This is a genomic window from uncultured Aliiroseovarius sp. (genome assembly GCF_947497285.1).
GTDB lineage: Bacteria > Pseudomonadota > Alphaproteobacteria > Rhodobacterales > Rhodobacteraceae > Aliiroseovarius.
Genome location: NZ_CANMFT010000003.1, coordinates 282,297 through 298,262, shown reverse-complemented (window position 1 = coordinate 298,262; position 15,966 = coordinate 282,297). Strand labels below are relative to the sequence as shown.

The 15,966-nt window shown below is 59.7% G+C and carries 16 protein-coding genes; 6 read left to right on the top strand and 10 right to left on the bottom strand.

Translation table 11 applies throughout. The features are described 5' to 3' along the window. Positions 1-2 precede the first annotated feature (2 nt). Both Q0864_RS07035 and Q0864_RS07030 read right to left on the bottom strand, forming a co-directional pair. Complete coding sequence (locus tag Q0864_RS07035) at positions 3-791, bottom strand: inositol monophosphatase family protein (RefSeq protein ID WP_298567216.1); 789 nt, start codon at positions 789-791, stop codon at positions 3-5. Beyond that, positions 791-1,573, bottom strand: a complete 783-nt coding sequence (locus Q0864_RS07030; protein ID WP_298567214.1) for a DeoR/GlpR family DNA-binding transcription regulator — start codon at positions 1,571-1,573, stop codon at positions 791-793. Before Q0864_RS07030 ends, Q0864_RS07035 begins: the two co-directional genes overlap by 1 nt. A 179-nt stretch (positions 1,574-1,752) precedes the next feature. Here Q0864_RS07030 and Q0864_RS07025 point away from each other — a divergent pair, with 179 nt between their 5' ends. Further along, on the top strand, positions 1,753-3,282 hold the full coding sequence (locus Q0864_RS07025) for an alkaline phosphatase family protein (protein ID WP_298567213.1): 1,530 nt from the start codon (positions 1,753-1,755) through the stop codon (positions 3,280-3,282). Here Q0864_RS07025 and Q0864_RS07020 read toward each other — a convergent pair. From Q0864_RS07020 to Q0864_RS06995, 6 genes are all read right to left on the bottom strand, one after another. After that, the gene (locus Q0864_RS07020; protein WP_298567210.1) at positions 3,267-3,938 is read right to left on the bottom strand and encodes a haloacid dehalogenase type II; all 672 of its coding nucleotides are present in this window, start codon (positions 3,936-3,938) and stop codon (positions 3,267-3,269) included. The genes Q0864_RS07025 and Q0864_RS07020 overlap by 16 nt on opposite strands. An 80-nt stretch (positions 3,939-4,018) precedes the next feature. Next, complete coding sequence (locus Q0864_RS07015; RefSeq protein WP_248364838.1) at positions 4,019-4,321, bottom strand: DUF4387 family protein; 303 nt, start codon at positions 4,319-4,321, stop codon at positions 4,019-4,021. After that, positions 4,318-5,667 carry an acyclic terpene utilization AtuA family protein gene (locus tag Q0864_RS07010; RefSeq protein ID WP_298567204.1) on the bottom strand — a complete coding sequence of 450 codons (1,350 nt, stop codon included), beginning with the start codon at positions 5,665-5,667 and terminating at the stop codon, positions 4,318-4,320. The genes Q0864_RS07015 and Q0864_RS07010 overlap by 4 nt, the downstream gene beginning before the upstream one ends. Next, positions 5,667-7,172, bottom strand: a complete 1,506-nt coding sequence (locus Q0864_RS07005; protein ID WP_248364835.1) for a tripartite tricarboxylate transporter permease — start codon at positions 7,170-7,172, stop codon at positions 5,667-5,669. The genes Q0864_RS07010 and Q0864_RS07005 overlap by 1 nt, the downstream gene beginning before the upstream one ends. Positions 7,173-7,182: 10 nt before the next feature. Continuing rightward, positions 7,183-7,623 carry a tripartite tricarboxylate transporter TctB family protein gene (locus Q0864_RS07000; RefSeq protein ID WP_248364834.1) on the bottom strand — a complete coding sequence of 147 codons (441 nt, stop codon included), beginning with the start codon at positions 7,621-7,623 and terminating at the stop codon, positions 7,183-7,185. Beyond that, positions 7,623-8,591 (bottom strand): tripartite tricarboxylate transporter substrate-binding protein, encoded by a 969-nt coding sequence (locus Q0864_RS06995; protein WP_248364833.1) that lies wholly within the window; start codon positions 8,589-8,591, stop codon positions 7,623-7,625. Before Q0864_RS06995 ends, Q0864_RS07000 begins: the two co-directional genes overlap by 1 nt. Before the next feature lie 102 nt (positions 8,592-8,693). Here Q0864_RS06995 and Q0864_RS06990 point away from each other — a divergent pair, with 102 nt between their 5' ends. From Q0864_RS06990 to Q0864_RS06980, 3 genes are read left to right on the top strand one after another with little or no spacing between them, the layout of a single operon-like run. After that, on the top strand, positions 8,694-9,359 hold the full coding sequence (locus Q0864_RS06990) for a response regulator transcription factor (RefSeq protein ID WP_248364832.1): 666 nt from the start codon (positions 8,694-8,696) through the stop codon (positions 9,357-9,359). Beyond that, positions 9,356-10,729: a sensor histidine kinase gene (locus Q0864_RS06985; protein WP_298567200.1), complete on the top strand. Its 1,374-nt coding sequence runs from the start codon at positions 9,356-9,358 to the stop codon at positions 10,727-10,729. The genes Q0864_RS06990 and Q0864_RS06985 overlap by 4 nt, the downstream gene beginning before the upstream one ends. Next, on the top strand, positions 10,699-11,748 hold the full coding sequence (locus Q0864_RS06980; RefSeq protein WP_298567197.1) for an extracellular solute-binding protein: 1,050 nt from the start codon (positions 10,699-10,701) through the stop codon (positions 11,746-11,748). Before Q0864_RS06985 ends, Q0864_RS06980 begins: the two co-directional genes overlap by 31 nt. A 49-nt stretch (positions 11,749-11,797) precedes the next feature. On the opposite strand, the gene ilvD is transcribed toward Q0864_RS06980, so the two are convergent. After that, positions 11,798-13,633: a dihydroxy-acid dehydratase gene (gene ilvD / locus Q0864_RS06975; protein WP_298567196.1), complete on the bottom strand. Its 1,836-nt coding sequence runs from the start codon at positions 13,631-13,633 to the stop codon at positions 11,798-11,800. A gap of 175 nt (positions 13,634-13,808) precedes the next feature. On the opposite strand from ilvD, the gene Q0864_RS06970 reads away from it, so the two are divergent. Further along, a complete protein-coding gene (locus Q0864_RS06970) occupies positions 13,809-14,150 on the top strand; it encodes a hypothetical protein (protein ID WP_298567193.1) in 342 nt (113 codons plus the stop codon). Positions 14,151-14,160: 10 nt separating this feature from the next. Here Q0864_RS06970 and Q0864_RS06965 read toward each other — a convergent pair whose 3' ends face one another. Then, positions 14,161-14,634: a hypothetical protein gene (locus Q0864_RS06965; protein WP_298567189.1), complete on the bottom strand. Its 474-nt coding sequence runs from the start codon at positions 14,632-14,634 to the stop codon at positions 14,161-14,163. A 184-nt stretch (positions 14,635-14,818) separates the two neighbouring features. Between Q0864_RS06965 and Q0864_RS06960 the strand changes: the two genes are divergently transcribed. Continuing rightward, positions 14,819-15,841 carry a GDP-mannose 4,6-dehydratase gene (locus Q0864_RS06960; protein WP_298567187.1) on the top strand — a complete coding sequence of 341 codons (1,023 nt, stop codon included), beginning with the start codon at positions 14,819-14,821 and terminating at the stop codon, positions 15,839-15,841. Positions 15,842-15,966: the final 125 nt, after the last annotated feature.

The window sequence follows — 15,966 nt, the reverse complement described above, 5'->3', positions numbered from 1 at the left end:
GTTCAACCCGCCCGCACAATTTCAAGTAGTTCCGCGTGCAATGCCCGTGTCGCCGCCGCGATGACGCTTCCGTCTGATTGCAAGGTCAGCGGTTGGCCAGCCCAGTCCGTAATGACGCCGCCCGCGGCTTCGACCACCGCCTGCACCGGCAAGAAGTCATAGGGTTGCAAGTCGTAATCCACAACCGCATCGACATGCCCTGCCGCCAGCAACGCGTGCGGATAGCAGTCATAGGCAAACCGGCGGGTCTGACCTTGCTGCATCAAGCGGGCAAACAAGGCGCTGTGACGGTCGTGTATCTTGTCGCCCTCATTGACATATAGCACTGCATCCCGCAGCCGCGTGGTGCCCGACACACGGATCGGTGCGCCATTCAAGGTCGCGCCGCCCCATGCGGTTCCAACGAACACCTCGTCCAGCGCTGGCATCCCAATGACACCAAGATCGACCTGCCCTTTGCGCATATGGGCCAGTAGAAAACCGAACAGCGGATGGCCTGACAGGAACGACCGAGTGCCATCAATTGGATCGACAATCCACTGCTCGGCACAGTCCGCACCCTCGACGCCCTGTTCTTCACCGAAGATCCCGTGATCAGGGAAGTGCGTTCTTAGATATGCGCGCACGTCTGCCTCGACAGCCTTATCGGCTTGGGTGACCGGACTTTCATCGGCCTTGAACTCGACACCAAGCTTGCCGCGAAAATAGCCGCGCGCCGTCTTTGCCGCGATTTTCGCGACGCAAAGCGCATGGGTCGTCAGGTCGGTTTTCGTTGTCAGGTTATTCGTCATCACGCCGCGCCACACCTCACCACCTTGATGCCCCATTCGCGAAGCGATGCGGCCAGCGCACCCGTCGGTTCAATGTCGGTGTAGACCCGATCAACGCGTTCTGGTGTCATCCCGCAATGCGGCGCCTTTTCGTTGAACTTGAAGTGGTCCATCCCAACAACCAACGTCTCGGAGCATTCTGCAACCACCTCGGCCAACGCAGCTTCGGCGGCGTTTTCATACAGGAACCCGCGCTTAGCCGACACGGCATCGACGCTCAGCATGCCGACATCGCAGGCGAAGCGGCGCGCTTGCTGTCGCGTGACATGCCCAAAAGTGCCGCGCTCATCGCTTTGCATCTCTCCGCCCAGAAAATGAACGCGATTGCTGTTGTGGCTGACCAATGTCTGCGCCACGCCGATCGAGTTTGTCACCACCGTCAGTTGCCGGCGCGCGCGCAGTTCCTCCGCAACGAAGGCGGTGGTGGATCCGACGTCAAGGAAAACGGTCATTCCATCGTCGATCTCTGATGCGATCCCGGCGGCGATAACGCGCTTTTCACCGGCATGCTGCGCAATGCGACGAAAGAAGCTGGGGTCGCTATGTGTTCCGGCAATATAGGCACCGCCGTGAACGCGTTCGACCGAGCCGGATTTGGACAGGGATTTGATGACACGGCGGACAGTTTCTTCCGAAACATCCAGCAGTTTCGCCAGATCCGCCGAACGCGCAGACCCCCCCAAGCGTCGCAATGCCGTCAGCAGCTCTAATTCGCGATGGGAATGGGTGTGTTGTTCCTTCACTGATGCGCCCTATTCAGCAACTTTCCCACATCAACACACAAAAACCCACATCCATACAAGAAAAATGTTGCTGAAACCGCGTTTTTTGTCGAGATTCCGCTGAAACCAGTCACGCTGGGACACTGATGCAGGATCGCTCACGATAACATCATGGGTGGGACAACAGAAAGAAACGAACGATGACAGCGCAACGCAATGTTCTTTTCATCATCATCGACCAGTTGCGGGCTGATTGCCTGCATGGGGCGCTGGCAGATCACGTTGATCTGCCCAACATGCGCGCGCTGATGGCCGAGGCCGTGACCTTCAACCGTCACTTTTCGGTCACCAACCCCTGCGGGCCGTCGCGCGCGTCGATCCTAACGGGCCAATACGCAATGAACCATCGGTCGGTGCGAAATGGGACGCCCTTGCGCCACGACACCCCGACGATTGCCAGCGAAATGCGCAAGGCGGGCTATCTACCGATGCTGTTTGGCTACACCGACACCTCGCACGACCCGCGCGTCCACGCACCCACCGACCCTGCCATGCAGACCTATGAATTCCCCATGGCCGGGTTTACCGAGCAAGTCGAGATGCGATTAGAGATGTCTTACCCATGGCGTTCCTATCTGCTGAGTAAGGGCTACACGTGGGACAATTACTGGCAGCTCTACATCCCCGGCGGTGATGGATCACGCCTGAATGCGCCCGCTGTCTATAAGGCCGAAGACAGCGATACTGCCTTCCTGACAAACCGGTTTCTGGACACGATGCCCGCCTATGCGGACGAAGACTGGTTTGCTCATCTGACCTATATTCGCCCGCACCCACCGCTGGTCGCGCCAGCGCCCTATAACGACATGTATGACCCCACGTCCCTGCCCTTGCCCACACGCATCGGCACCCGCAAGGACGAGGCCGCGGTTCATCCCTTCTTTGGCCCCGCGCTGGACAACGCGCCGATTGCGAGCTTTGTCATTGGCTGTTCCGGGGTCACACCGACGGACGACACCATCCAGACTCTGCGATCCGTCTATCTTGGGCTGGCCACCGAAGTGGACCACCATATCGGGCGCGTGATGTCTTTCCTGAAAGAAAGCGGCCAGTGGGACGATACCTTGCTGATCGTAACCGCCGACCACGCAGAGATGCTGGGCGACCACCACGCCTGGGGCAAACACTCGGTCTATGACGCGGCCTATCACACGCCGCTGATCATCCGCGCGCCGGGCGGCAAGGCTGGCCAAGACGTGGATGCCCCAACCGAGTCAATCGACCTCACGCCAACGATCCTCGACTGGGTCGGACAAGAGGTGCCAAATTCGATGGATGGGCGATCCCTGCTGCCGTTTCTAAACGGCGAAACGCCCGATGACTGGCGCGACTATTCCTTCTCGGAACTGGATTTCAGCGAGCCGGAGGCGCCAACGCTTTGGGAAAAACGCCTTGGCACCGACACCAGCAATTCGTCCCTTGGCATCCTGCGGGATGACCGCTTTACGCTGGTCGAATTCGCCGCTGATCTGCCCCCACTGCTGTTCGACCACCACGGTAAGGGCGAGATGGAGAACGTCGCAGAAGATCCCGCCTTTGCGTCCGACCTTGCGCGGCTCACCCGCCAGATGCTGCGCCACCGGATGCGGAACATGGATCACACGCTGTCACTCGACACGATCACCAATGATGGCCCCAAACGGCAAAGCCGCCATCAGCCCAACAGATAATCTGCCACATCTGTCAGCGTTTTCCCACGCGCACTTGGCTCAACCCCCAGACGTTCCATCGGCTGGTCATAACGGTTCAGCCAGATCGTATGATACCCAAACCATGTCGCGCCACAAATGTCCCAACAGTTCGAGGACACGAACAGGATCTCGCTGGCCGCACAGCCAAAGGCATCCGGTCCCATCTGATAGACTTCGGGCGCAGTCTTGAACTTTTGCACGCTGTCCACACTCAACACATGATCAAAGAACCCCGCCAGTTTGGCGGCTTTCAGTGCAGCCGCAATCATCCCCGCGCTGCCATTGGTCAAGACCGCCATTGGCATGCCAGCGTCCTGAAGCCGGGTCAGGGCTGCATGGTTTTCGGCGAAGGCCGTCAGCTCTTCATATTCCGCCATCAGCGCGGTTCTGGCGTCGGCTGTCAGGTCAACACCTTGCGCATCGCACGCATAATCCAGCGCATCACCCGTCACCTGCCAGAAATCGACGAACCTGTCACACATGGTGCGCAGCCGGGTGTATTCGATCTGCTTGTCACGCCACGTGATGGCGATGGCCGCGCCCTTGCCGGGAAACAACTTTTCCGCCAAAGCACCGACGGAATAAACATCCAGCAGCGTGCCATAGGCATCGAACACGATGGCTTTGATGGTCATGGGGTGGCCTTTCCTTGGTGTAGCCCGCACAGCCTAGCGGCACCGCGACCCATCAGAAAGGAAGTTTGTCAGCACCAGCGCTATCTGATCTCAATCTCGCCCAGCAGCACCGCGAAACTGGCGCCGTGCATGTCGCGGTCGGCGTGCGTGCCCTGCACGGCGGGGCGCGGCATACTGAATTTCACCACGTTCAACTCAGGCATATCGAACCGTTTCAGCGTGGCGGGATCGGCCTTGAACATGTCCGCGACCAAGCCCGTATCCAGCCCGGAGGAGATGCGCGCGAACGCTTCCGCCGTGCCGCAGAAAACATCGAGGGTCAGCCAGAAGGGACCAGCGTTTTTCGACCGCACTTTGTCGGCGATGTTTTTCAGGGCCGTCATGTGCCGATCTCCTCAATGCTCAAGCGGAAGACGTCCATGGGATCGTCCAGCGCAAGCACATGGTTCAGGCAGAACTCATAAACCGCACCACGCGGCATTTCAGGCGGCGAGAAGGGAAAGGCGAAGGTCGGCATTTCTTCCTGTTCGGTCAGCGGGTGGTGCAGAAGATAGGGGTTCAGCATCTTCGCGACTTCGCGCGACAAAGCCTCGGTTTCGGCAGTGACAATGCCCATCACGCCAAGTTCGGTTCCGGGCTTCGCATTGGTGTCTAGTGGGCCAAGCGTGGCGTCGGCGCCGATAATCCGCAGTTCGATCTGGAAGTCCCCACCGACGCGCGCCTTGGCTTTGGCGATGCATTTGGCGTGGATATCATCGACCCAAGCGCGAATGTTCTCGACGTAATGCGGGTCACGCACAAACACCAATGATACCGTCTGAAACCCCGCCCGCCGCGCGCCTTCCAGCTTCACGGTGTAAGGTTGGGTCACGACCCATTCGCTGCCCGTCACTCGCACGCGGCGATCATCCAGTGCTTCATACTCAGCGCCTGTGACGTCCAGATACCCGCCGGGCTCATACAGCCGGTAAGGGTCGCTGTTTTCATACAGCATATGCGCCGACACCGTGCGCGGAGTTGCGCGGGCATCCTTGCCCATTGGGGTAATGGTGAAGCCCTCGGCATCGAACTCAATCAGGATGGTGCCGGTGTTGGGACTGGTCGTCGCCAATGCGCCGCATTCGCCAATCTTGGCCCCATGCCACACACCGCCCGCATGACAGCCTCGTTGCAGCGGCAGGGCCGAGATGATGGCGGTATCCGTCGTGCGCCCCGCAATCACGATATCCGCACCTGTGTCCAGCGCGGCCTGTATCTGTTCAGCTCCCGCCAGCGCCACGATGTTCGTGCAGTCGCGCAACAGGTCCGCCGAAATCTCGGGCGCGGGGGCCAGCGGCGTGATCCGCCCACCCTCTAGCGCCGCCGCCATCGCATCGCCATCCTGCCCGCTTTTCAGCACCGCAAGTTTTAACGTCTGGCCGCGCTCACGGGCAATCTCGCGGGTGATGTCCACCAGCCAATCAACCGCATCATCTGCCCCGCAGGTGCCAGCGGTTCCGATAACCAACGGCACACCAGCCTCCGCCTGTGCCGCCATCAGTTCAGCCCATTCCGCCTTGGTCGAGCCGCGCGAATATTTCGAGGTGCCGGTGCCAAGGTAATGGGGGCCCGAATCTGTCGAGCCCCCATCAATCGCAATGATATCTGGCCGCTCAGCGATCCCTCGGGCCAGCGCATCGCGGTCATATCCCAGACCCAACGCACCCGAGGGGATAAGCACTTTGACCATCAGTCGGTGATCCTTTGCGGTTTCTTCAGGACATTGCGCAGGAACATCGGAGCGACGAAGCCCACGACAGCGACCACCCACAATCCAATGGAAATCTTGGACGAGAACAGGAACTGCCATTCACCGCCCGACAGAACCATGGCACGGCGCAGCGCGTCCTCCATATGGCCGCCCAGAAGGATACCAAGGATGATCGGCACGGTCGGCACGTCAAGCTTGCGCAGGACGTATCCCAGTGCCCCAAAGCCCACCATCAAGACCAGATCGAAATAGCTGCCCGACAGGGAATAGATGCCGACAAAGCTGATCATCGTGACACCGGGCAGAAGCACCCATGGTGGAACCTGCAAGACTTTCACAAAGATCTTCACCATCGGCACGTTCATCAAAAGCAGCACGAAGTTTGCGATCAGAAGCGATGCGATCAGGCCCCAGACGACCTCGGGCCGTTCGGTGAACAGCATCGGGCCGGGTGTGATGTTCAGCGTCATCAGAAGCGCCAGCAAGACCGCCGTGGTGCCGGACCCCGGCACACCGAGCGTCAGCATGGGAACCAGCGCGCCACCAGCGGCGGCGTTGTTACCCGCTTCGGGGGCGGCGACACCTTTGGGAACACCCGTGCCGAAGCCGCCTTTTTCGCCGGCAATGGATTTCTCGCTCATATAGGCCAGGAAACTGCCAAGCGATGCACCTGCACCGGGCAGAACACCGGCGATGAAACCGACGACAGATGACCGGAGCATGGTCCAACCGGACTCCATGATATCCTTGACCGGGATCGTCACCTTTTCAAGCTTCACGCCGATAGACGTGTTCTTGCCGTGGCTTTCGATGAAGAAAAACACCTCGGCAATGGCGAACAAGCCCACGATGGCAACAAGGAAGTCGATGCCGTCAAACAGGTGCATATTGCCACCCGTCAGGCGCGGTAGGCCGGAGTTGTTGTCCACCCCAATCATCGCGATGCCCAAGCCGATGCACGACGCAATCGCCGCCTTGGCTTGGTTGTTGGACGCCATTCCGCCAAGCGTGGCAAAGGCCAGCAGGTAGAGCGCGAAATACTCGGCGGGGCCAAACAGAAACGCCACGCGCGCCAGCATGGGCGCCAGCAGCATCAGGCCGATGGTCGCCAGAAACGCACCAACGAAGGACGCAACACCGGACAGAACCAGAGCGTCACCAGCCCGGCCCGCTTTTGCCATGGGATACCCATCGAGCGTGGTCATCAAAGCAGGCTCGTCGCCCGGAATATTCAGCAGGATCGAACTGATCCGCCCGCCATACATGGCGCCGTAATAAACGGACGTCATAAGAACCAGCGCCGATGTAGCATCCAGCCCCATCGTGAAGGTCAGCGGGATCAGGATCGCCACGCCGTTCGACGGGCCAAGGCCCGGCAGCGCGCCGATGATCGTGCCGATGAAACAGCCAATCACGGCCAACATCAGCGTATAAGGCGACAGCGCGATTTCGAAGCCGATCGCAAGATTTGATAGAAGTTCCATATGGGTGCCCTCAGCCGGTCAGCGATTTGGGGAAGGGAACAAGCCCAAGGCCCAGCGCGAATTTGAAGATCAGGAACAAGCCGACAGACAGGCCAATCCCGGCAAGCACGGCGCGACCTGCGCGCGGCTCGATCTGATAGCTTAGGATGCTAGCGGTGATCGCGGTTGGGATCAGAAAGCCCAGCGGCTTTAGCGCATAGGCGTATCCAACCAGAACAACCACGGCCAAGCCAAGCGATCCGAAGGTGGCCAGCACTGGCCAGTCCGGATCAGGGTCGGGTTTCAGGGCCACGATGATCCCGCACAGCGCCGCAACGCAGCCGATCAGGATTGGAAAGGTCTTTGGCCCCACCGGATCCGCCATGAAGCTGGACTGGATCTGTGTGGCGCTGGCAACATATGCCAGCGCCACCAGGGTCACGACCGCTCCGAAGATACGGTCAGATGCCATTACTGGATCACCCCGATCTCTTTCGAGAGCGCGCGGATTTCAGCCACGACACCATCGACATAAGACTGGAAGTCACCACCAACTTTTGTGAAGGGGGCAAGACCGTTTGCGACCATGGCTTCTTGCCATTCAGCGCTGTCGGCAACCTTCTGCAGACGCTCGGCCCACATGTTGAAGTCATCATCGCTGATGCCCTTGGGCACGTAAAGACCGCGCCAGTTCACGGCAACAACGTCGATGCCTTGTTCTTTCGCAGTGGGGATATCCTCAAAGCCCGGCACGCGTTCTTCGGTCAGAACCGCAATCGCGCGCACGTCACCGGATTTCAGGAAGCCCACAACCTCGGACATGTCGCCCGACATCGCTTGGGTGAAACCACCAACGGTTTGGGTGATCGCATCCGCGCCACCGTCAACACCGATGTATTTCACAGCCGTCACGTCCGTGACGCCAGCACGTTGCAGGATCATCAGCGGTTTCAGGTGGTCAAAGCCACCAACTGCAGACCCACCCGCAAACGCGATCGAACCCGGCTCGGCCTTCACGGCGTCGACCAGATCGGTCAGCGACTGATAGGGGCTGTCTGCGGCCACAACGATCACGCCGGGGTCAGCACCGATGGCACCAACAAAGCGCACCTGATCAGCCGTCATACCGGCATAAGCGTTCTGCGCGAGACGGGTCGAGGTCGCCGACGACGCCGCGACAATCAGGTCGGCATCTTCGTTGCGCTCTGACACAACGTGGTTGAAGGCAAGGCCGCCACCGGCGCCTGCCATATTGGTGACCTGAACAGGTTTATCCACAGCACCAATATCAAACATGATTTTGCCGATTTGACGGCAGGTGAAGTCCCAGCCACCGCCGGGGTTGGCCGGTGCAATACACTCAGCAGCGGTTGCTGCGGTCGTGGCACCAAGGCCCAATACGGCACTGGTTGCCAGCGCCTTGAAAAGACGTTTTGTCATTAGTTCCTCCCATTTGACAGGGGCGTTACACCCGCCCATGCTCAGACCCAATCGCCTGAACCTGACACCAACCTGTCACGCACCACAAAAAAAGGGCAACGAATGCGGTTCCTTCTGATCGAGGACAATCCAAAGCTGGCGGGCGTCGTGGTCGAGCGGCTGCAACTGGACGGCCATGCGGTCGACCATGCCGGCACCCTTGCCGACGCTGGCGACCTGACGGCTGTTGCCGATTACGACCTGATTTTGCTGGATATAATGCTGCCCGATGGGGACGGGCGCGATTTTCTGGAACGTCAAAGACAAGCCGAAAAACGCACCCCAGTGATCGTCATTACCGCCCGGTCTGCCGTATCCGACCGCGTGGGCCTCTTGGATCTTGGCGCAGATGATTACATCGTCAAACCCTTCGACTTTTCCGAGTTGGAAGCCCGCGTGCGCGCCGTTCTCAGGCGTCAGGGCGGGGCTGCGGACAACGCAGTGACCTTCGAAGAGACCACACTTGATTCGACCAAAGGAGAGTTGCGGTTTGACGGCGAAACCGTGCCCCTGCGCAATCGCGAACTCCGCCTGCTTGAGGTGTTCTTCGCAGCCCCCGGTCAGGTTTTCTCAAAAACCCACCTGATCGACCGGCTGTTTTCGCTGTCTGATGAAGCATCAGAGAACGCGATTGAAGTCTATGTGGGTAGGTTGCGCAAACGCCTTGAAGGATCAGGCGCAAAAATCGAAACCGTCCGCGGGCTAGGCTATCGGATGGTCGCGCGGTGAGGATACTCGGATCCATCCGCAGGCGGCTGTTCATCCAGCTAGCCCTTGTCGCGGCTGTGCTGTCGCTGGCGTTCTTTCTGGTCGTGCGTGGGGTGGCCGAGCGCGCCGCAGAAGGCACGCAGGATGACATCTTGTCTGCGTCCGCTACAGCCATTGCCGACAGTTTGCGCAGTGAAGGCGGTCACGTGACGCTGGACCTGCCTTATTCGGCGCTGTCGATGCTGGGGTCGATCAACGAGGATCGCGTGTTTTACCGGGTCGTGTCCGAGGGAAAAACACTGACCGGCTATGGCGACCTGCCGCAGCCAGAGGTGCCACCACGCCTCAGCGCGCCCAGTTTCGAGACGCTCGATTATCGCGGGGACGAGATCCGCGCGGCGTCGGTCATCCGCCCCGTTGGCACCGGCGCGAATGCCGCTCAGGTCGTGGTAACGGTCGCGCAAACGCGCCAGGGGCTTGCCGCTATTTCGCGCCAGATCACCGCGACGGCCACCGGGATTGGTGTCGGGTTTTTCCTGCTGGCAACGGCGCTCAGCCTGTGGGCCGCTGGGTCGGCGCTGGCCCCGATCACCCGCATGACGGGGTCGGTCACACGACGCGGCCCCAATGACCTGCGCCCGGTGAAAGCAAATGCCCCGGATGAGCTGGTGCCGCTGATCAATGCGCTGAATTCTTTCATGGCGCGGCTCAGATCGTCCCTGTCACGCACCGAAGATTTCATCGCCGAAGCCGCCCACCGTGTGCGCACACCGCTTGCCACCGTGCGCGCGCAGGCCGAGATCACGCATCGCAAGCTGAACAAGCCTGAACACAAGCAAGCCATCCGCGAAATGATCCGCGCCATCGACGAAAGTTCGCGGTCCGCGGGCCAGATGTTGGACCACGCAATGGTGACGTTTCGTGCCGACAGCCTGGCGCAAGACGCGCTGGATTTGCGGGGGTTGATGGAGGAGACCTGCGACCGGCTTGGCCCCACGGCTGACCTAAAAGACATCGCGATCCGGCGCGACACGGGCACGGACCCCGTGGCCTTCACGGGCGATGGTATCTTGCTGCAAGCAGCACTTCAAAACATCCTCGACAACGCGATCAAATACTCCCCGGACGACAGCGATATCACCGCCCGCGTGGCGTTGGATGACAACATCACCCTGTCGTTCACCGATCAGGGGCGGGGGTTTGGTGACACGGATCTTTCCGGCCTGACCACCCGTTATACGCGCGGCGCGAATGTGGGCGACATCGTGGGGTCGGGCCTTGGCTTGACCATCGCGGACGAGGTCGCAAAAGCCCATGGCGGGCGGTTGGAAATCTCCACCAATAAGAAGGGAGAAGGCGCATGTGTTTCGCTGGTATTTCCGCGCGGTTAATGGCGGCGCTGGTGGCGCTGATCATGTCGGCAAGCGTCGCGATGAGCTTCGAGGTCGAAGATCGCAGGCTTTATGAGGCCACGTCTGAACTAGCGCGGATCAACGTTATCTCGACCGCCGATCTTGATGTATTCGACCCAATCATCCGCGCCTTTCAGGCCAGCCGACCGGGGGTGACGATTGACTACACCGTGACCGGCACCACCGACCTGATGGAAGCGCTTTACGAGGACGGGGCGGCGTTCGACCTTGCGATATCCTCCGCGATGGACTTGCAGACCAAACTCGCCAATGACGGGTTCGCACAAAACCACACGCCCCAAACAGCCACCGATCTGCCCATATGGGCCAGCTGGCGCGACCAGCTTTTCGCGTTCACGCAGGAACCTGCTGTTCTTGTCGTGTCGGACAATTTCTTCGGCGACGATGACGCCCCGCAAAGCCGCGACGAGTTGATTGCCTTGCTGCGCGACAACCCCGAGAGGTTTCAGGGCAAGATCGGCACCTATGACGTGCGCCGATCCGGTTTCGGCTATTTGATGGCGACGCAGGACAGCCGAAACTCAGACGCGTTCTGGCGGTTGATGGAGGTGATGGGGCGCTTGGATGCGGAGCTCTACTGCTGCTCAAGCGACATGATCCGGGACGTGGCATCAGGCAAGCTGGCCTTGGCCTATAACGTGCTGGGCAGCTATGCGGCGGCGCAACTCAAAAGCACCGGCGGCTTCCAGATTATCGAGATGAGCGATTATGTGAACGTCATGTCGCGCACTGTCCTGATCCCACAGTCCGCCGAAAATCCGGATGAAGCGCGCGCGATGCTGGACTTTCTTCTGGGGTTGAATGCGCGGCAGGATCTGGTCGACGCCTCCGGCCTGCCTGCTATTGATGCGGCCGCGCTGCGGGCGAACCCGTCGCTTAGACCCATCCGGTTTGGGCCGGGTCTTTTGGTGTTTCTGGACAGCCTGAAACGGCAGAGTTTCCTGCGCAACTGGGAGAATTCGTTGCTCCAGAATTGAAAAAGGGCAGAGGTTTCCCCTGCCCTTCTTAGTTCTTTCTGGTTGCGGATCAGTCGATCATGCGCACCGCGCCCTTGGCGGCAGAAGACGCCAGCATCGCATAGGCTTTCAATGCCTTCGACACTTTGCGCTTGCGCGGTTGGGCGGGGTGCCAGCCTTTTTCGTCCTGCGCGGCGCGGCGCGTGGCCAGTTCGTCGTCCGACACGGCTAGATTGATCGTGCGGTTGGGGATGTCGATCTCGATCTTGTCGCCTTGCTGGACCAGCCCGATCGCGCCGCCTTCGGCGGCTTCCGGCGAAACGTGGCCGATTGACAGGCCCGAGGTGCCGCCAGAAAAGCGCCCGTCGGTCAAAAGCGCACAGGCTTTGCCTAACCCCTTCGATTTCAGATAGCTGGTCGGATACAGCATTTCCTGCATCCCCGGCCCACCGCGCGGCCCTTCGTAGCGGATGACGACAACATCGCCTTCCTTGACCTTGCCAGTTAGAATGTCACTGACCGCCGCGTCCTGGCTTTCGCAGACATGCGCGGTGCCGGTGAATTTCAGGATGCTAGCATCCACGCCCGCCGTTTTCACGATGCAACCGTCCAGCGCGATGTTGCCGAACAGAACGGCCAGACCGCCGTCCTGGCTAAACGCGTGTTCTTTCGACCGGATCACGCCGCCTTCGCGGTCGGTGTCGAGTTCCTTATACCGGTTCTCGGTCGAAAATGCCTGCGTGGTGCGCACCCCGCCGGGGGCCGCTTTGAACAGGCTTTCAGCGTCGGGGTTGTTGGCGACCTTGATGTCCCATTTGGCAATCGCCTCGCCCATCGTCGAGGAATGCACCGTTGAGCAGGCATTGTGCAAAAGCCCAGCGCGGCTTAGCTCACCAAGGATCGAGAAGATGCCACCGGCGCGGTGAACGTCCTCCATATGCACATTCGCGATGTTGGGCGCGACCTTGCACAGACACGGCACATGGCGGCTGAGCCGATCCATGTCTTTCATGGTGAAATCGACCTCGCCTTCGTGGGCGATGGCCAGCAGGTGCAGCACCGTGTTGGTGGACCCGCCCATCGCAATATCCAGCGACATGGCGTTTTCGAACGCGTCAAACGTGGCGATCTCGCGCGGCAGCAGGCCTTTTTCTTCGTTCACGTAATGACGCTTGGTGATCTCGACGATCTTGCGCCCAGCTTCCAGAAACAGATGCTTGCGGTCCGCGTGCGTCGCAAGGGTCGAGCCGTTGCCGGGCAGCGCGAGGCCCAGCGCCTCGGCCAGACAGTTCATCGAGTTCGCGGTGAACATGCCCGAACACGACCCGCAGGTCGGGCAGGCGTTTTCTTCGATATGTTGAACCTGCTCATCCGTCAGGTCTTCGCTGGCGGCAGCGACCATCGCGTCGACAAGGTCGATCTTGTCCATATCAAGGTCGGCCATGTCGATCTTGCCGGCCTCCATCGGACCGCCGGATACGAAAATCACGGGGATGTTCAGGCGCATTGCCGCCATCAACATCCCCGGCGTGATCTTGTCGCAGTTCGAAATGCACACCATCGCATCCGCACAATGCGCGTTAACCATGTATTCCACGCTATCGGCGATCACTTCGCGCGACGGCAGCGAATACAGCATCCCGTCATGGCCCATCGCGATCCCGTCATCGACAGCAATGGTGTTGAATTCCTTGGCAACACCGCCTGCGGCCTCGACCTCGCGCGCGACCATCTGGCCAAGGTCTTTCAGGTGCACGTGGCCCGGCACGAACTGGGTGAAGCTGTTCACAATGGCGATGATCGGCTTGCCGAAATCATCATCCGTCATGCCGGTCGCGCGCCAAAGGCCACGGGCACCGGCCATGTTGCGGCCATGGGTCGAAGTTCTGGAACGATAAGCAGGCATGCGGTCCCCACCTTTGCTGAAGTCTGGTTCAGAAAGCGGATTACCACTGCGCGCGCTCTGAGGCCAGCGCAGATTGGCGGCTCCGGCAGTCCCACAGGCGGTTTAACAGTCTGTTAAGGCAGAGCCGCTACTCAGAAAGTGTGTGCCAGTGGCGTCACACCTAGGAGGTATCACTATGAAGTTCGTCATCATACCGTTTCTGGCTACCTTGATCGGCACCGCGGCCATCGGGCAACCTGCCGACCCGATTGTGGCAGCTGTTGCATCAGGCCATTGCCAACAAACTGGTATCAAAAGCGCGACCTACCTGTCGTCAGGGGCGTTGCAGATCACTTGCAAACGGTCGCCTCTGTTTCAAAGGCGCAGCGTGCAAACCGTTGCCCCCGAAGGCGCGGAAGCGACGAACTTCGTGCCCTTGTTCGGTGCGCTTGGCCCGGCACTGGCCGGGTTTGGTGCCGCCGGGGCGGGTATTTTAGCCATCGCTGGCGGAAGTTCTTCGTCGTCCGACACCCAATAGGGTTGATGGGTCAGCAACTGGGATATCCCAGCTGGATCAGCTTTGCGCCCGACAAACGCTTGTATCCACCGATCGTAAAACGGGCGTCTTGCATGAACCAGCGCCGCAAGGCCGGCGCGTAATGCCGGGCGATGATATCTGACCAATAGTCGAATTCAGCAGGTCGCAGGGGCTGACCATGATGGCTTGGTCCATGAAAGCCAAACTGCACCTTTGCGCCGATGCAAAGGTCTTTCAGCGTCAGCAACATGGTGCATGACGACAGACAGACTCCTGCGCGAATCTCGACCCGCATTCCTTGCGCGCGGATCCGGGCAATCTGATCAAGCCGGTCGCTGATAGACCCACCGCGATCATTTCGCACGACCCACACATCGGATGGCGCAGCCCCTGCCATGCGCGCGTCACTTGTGGCCACAAGCACCAGCATCATCACGCAGCCAATGGTTTTGCGAACGGCGCGGGCCGTGTCGAAAGCAGCCATGTCGCAGTTCACCTTCGGTTTCCTCAAGCCAAGTAAAGCGGCCAGAGCCAGCACATCATCCGCGTCTTAAGAACGGGTTGAACGGACAATTCGTCTCAATTCGAACGCAACATGCCACGCGCACTTGGCCGCTGGGCCGCAACGGGCTAAGACTGAAATTAGAACATTTCAAAAAAGGCATTTTTTGGTGACCCAGCGAAACGTATTGATCACCGGGACAGCCGGTTTTATCGGCTACCACCTTGGCAAACTTCTTCTTGCGGAAGGGTTCCGCGTTCACGGCTATGACGGGATGACGGATTATTACGATGTCACGTTGAAGCAGCGTCGGCATGCGATGCTGTTGCAAGACCCGAACTTTTCGATGACTGAAGGTATGCTGGAAGACCAGGACCTGTTTGACGAGGTCGCCGACAACTTCAAGCCGGACATCATCGTGCATCTGGCCGCGCAGGCTGGCGTCCGCTACAGCTTGGAAAACCCGCGCGCCTATCTGGACAGCAACGTGATCGGCACGTTCAACGTGATGGAGGCCGCACGCCGCCACAAGGTGGATCATCTGCTGATGGCCTCGACCAGTTCGGTCTATGGCGCAAACGACCATATGCCGTTTACCGAGACCGAAAAGGCAGACACGCAGCTGACCATTTATGCCGCCACCAAGAAAGCCAATGAAAGCATGGCACACAGCTATGCGCACCTTTGGAACCTGCCCACGACGATGTTCCGGTTTTTTACCGTGTATGGCCCGTGGGGGCGCCCGGATATGGCCCTTTTCAAGTTCACCAAGGGCATTCTGGATGGCACGCCGATTGACATCTACAACAATGGCGACATGTTCCGCGACTTCACCTATGTCGAGGATCTGGTGCGCGGTATCCGGCTGTTGATCGACGTGCCGCCGGTGCGGCCAGACAGTGCGGCCGATATCGAAGAGGGTGACAGCCTGTCACCCGCAGCACCTTACCGGGTGGTCAATGTCGGAAACTCCGACAAGGTGCGGCTGCTGGATTTCGTGGACGCCATCGAAGAGGCCACCGGCAAAACGGCTCAACGCAACTATATGGAAATGCAGATGGGCGATGTGCCGGCCACCTGGGCCGACGCCAGCCTGTTGAAGCGCTTGACCGGGTATCAGCCCGCCACCGATTTCCGCGACGGCGTCAACAGCTTCGTCGCGTGGTATCTGGACTATTACCACCGCTAACGGCCTTGGCCCGGTGGCATGATGCGAGAAACGGTGCGTTTCTCGCATTTTCTGTGAAGTTTTACTTTCCTTTAGCGAATATTTAGGCAATCTTAATCGCGCAGAGGTTGTGGGGTGCTGACAGC

Bases quoted from the DNA above. Each gene is read 5' to 3' on its own strand.
- Q0864_RS07035 (WP_298567216.1), bottom strand. From the start codon at position 791: ATGACGAATAACCTGACAACGAAAACCGACCTGACGACCCATGCGCTT.
- Q0864_RS07025 (WP_298567213.1), top strand. From the start codon at position 1,753: ATGACAGCGCAACGCAATGTTCTTTTCATCATCATCGACCAGTTGCGG.
- Q0864_RS07020 (WP_298567210.1), bottom strand. From the start codon at position 3,938: ATGACCATCAAAGCCATCGTGTTCGATGCCTATGGCACGCTGCTGGAT.
- Q0864_RS07015 (WP_248364838.1), bottom strand. From the start codon at position 4,321: ATGACGGCCCTGAAAAACATCGCCGACAAAGTGCGGTCGAAAAACGCT.
- Q0864_RS07010 (WP_298567204.1), bottom strand. From the start codon at position 5,667: ATGGTCAAAGTGCTTATCCCCTCGGGTGCGTTGGGTCTGGGATATGAC.
- Q0864_RS07005 (WP_248364835.1), bottom strand. From the start codon at position 7,172: ATGGAACTTCTATCAAATCTTGCGATCGGCTTCGAAATCGCGCTGTCG.
- Q0864_RS07000 (WP_248364834.1), bottom strand. From the start codon at position 7,623: ATGGCATCTGACCGTATCTTCGGAGCGGTCGTGACCCTGGTGGCGCTG.
- Q0864_RS06995 (WP_248364833.1), bottom strand. From the start codon at position 8,591: ATGACAAAACGTCTTTTCAAGGCGCTGGCAACCAGTGCCGTATTGGGC.
- Q0864_RS06990 (WP_248364832.1), top strand. From the start codon at position 8,694: ATGCGGTTCCTTCTGATCGAGGACAATCCAAAGCTGGCGGGCGTCGTG.
- Q0864_RS06980 (WP_298567197.1), top strand. From the start codon at position 10,699: ATGTGTTTCGCTGGTATTTCCGCGCGGTTAATGGCGGCGCTGGTGGCG.
- ilvD (WP_298567196.1), bottom strand. From the start codon at position 13,633: ATGCCTGCTTATCGTTCCAGAACTTCGACCCATGGCCGCAACATGGCC.
- Q0864_RS06970 (WP_298567193.1), top strand. From the start codon at position 13,809: ATGAAGTTCGTCATCATACCGTTTCTGGCTACCTTGATCGGCACCGCG.
- Q0864_RS06965 (WP_298567189.1), bottom strand. From the start codon at position 14,634: ATGGCTGCTTTCGACACGGCCCGCGCCGTTCGCAAAACCATTGGCTGC.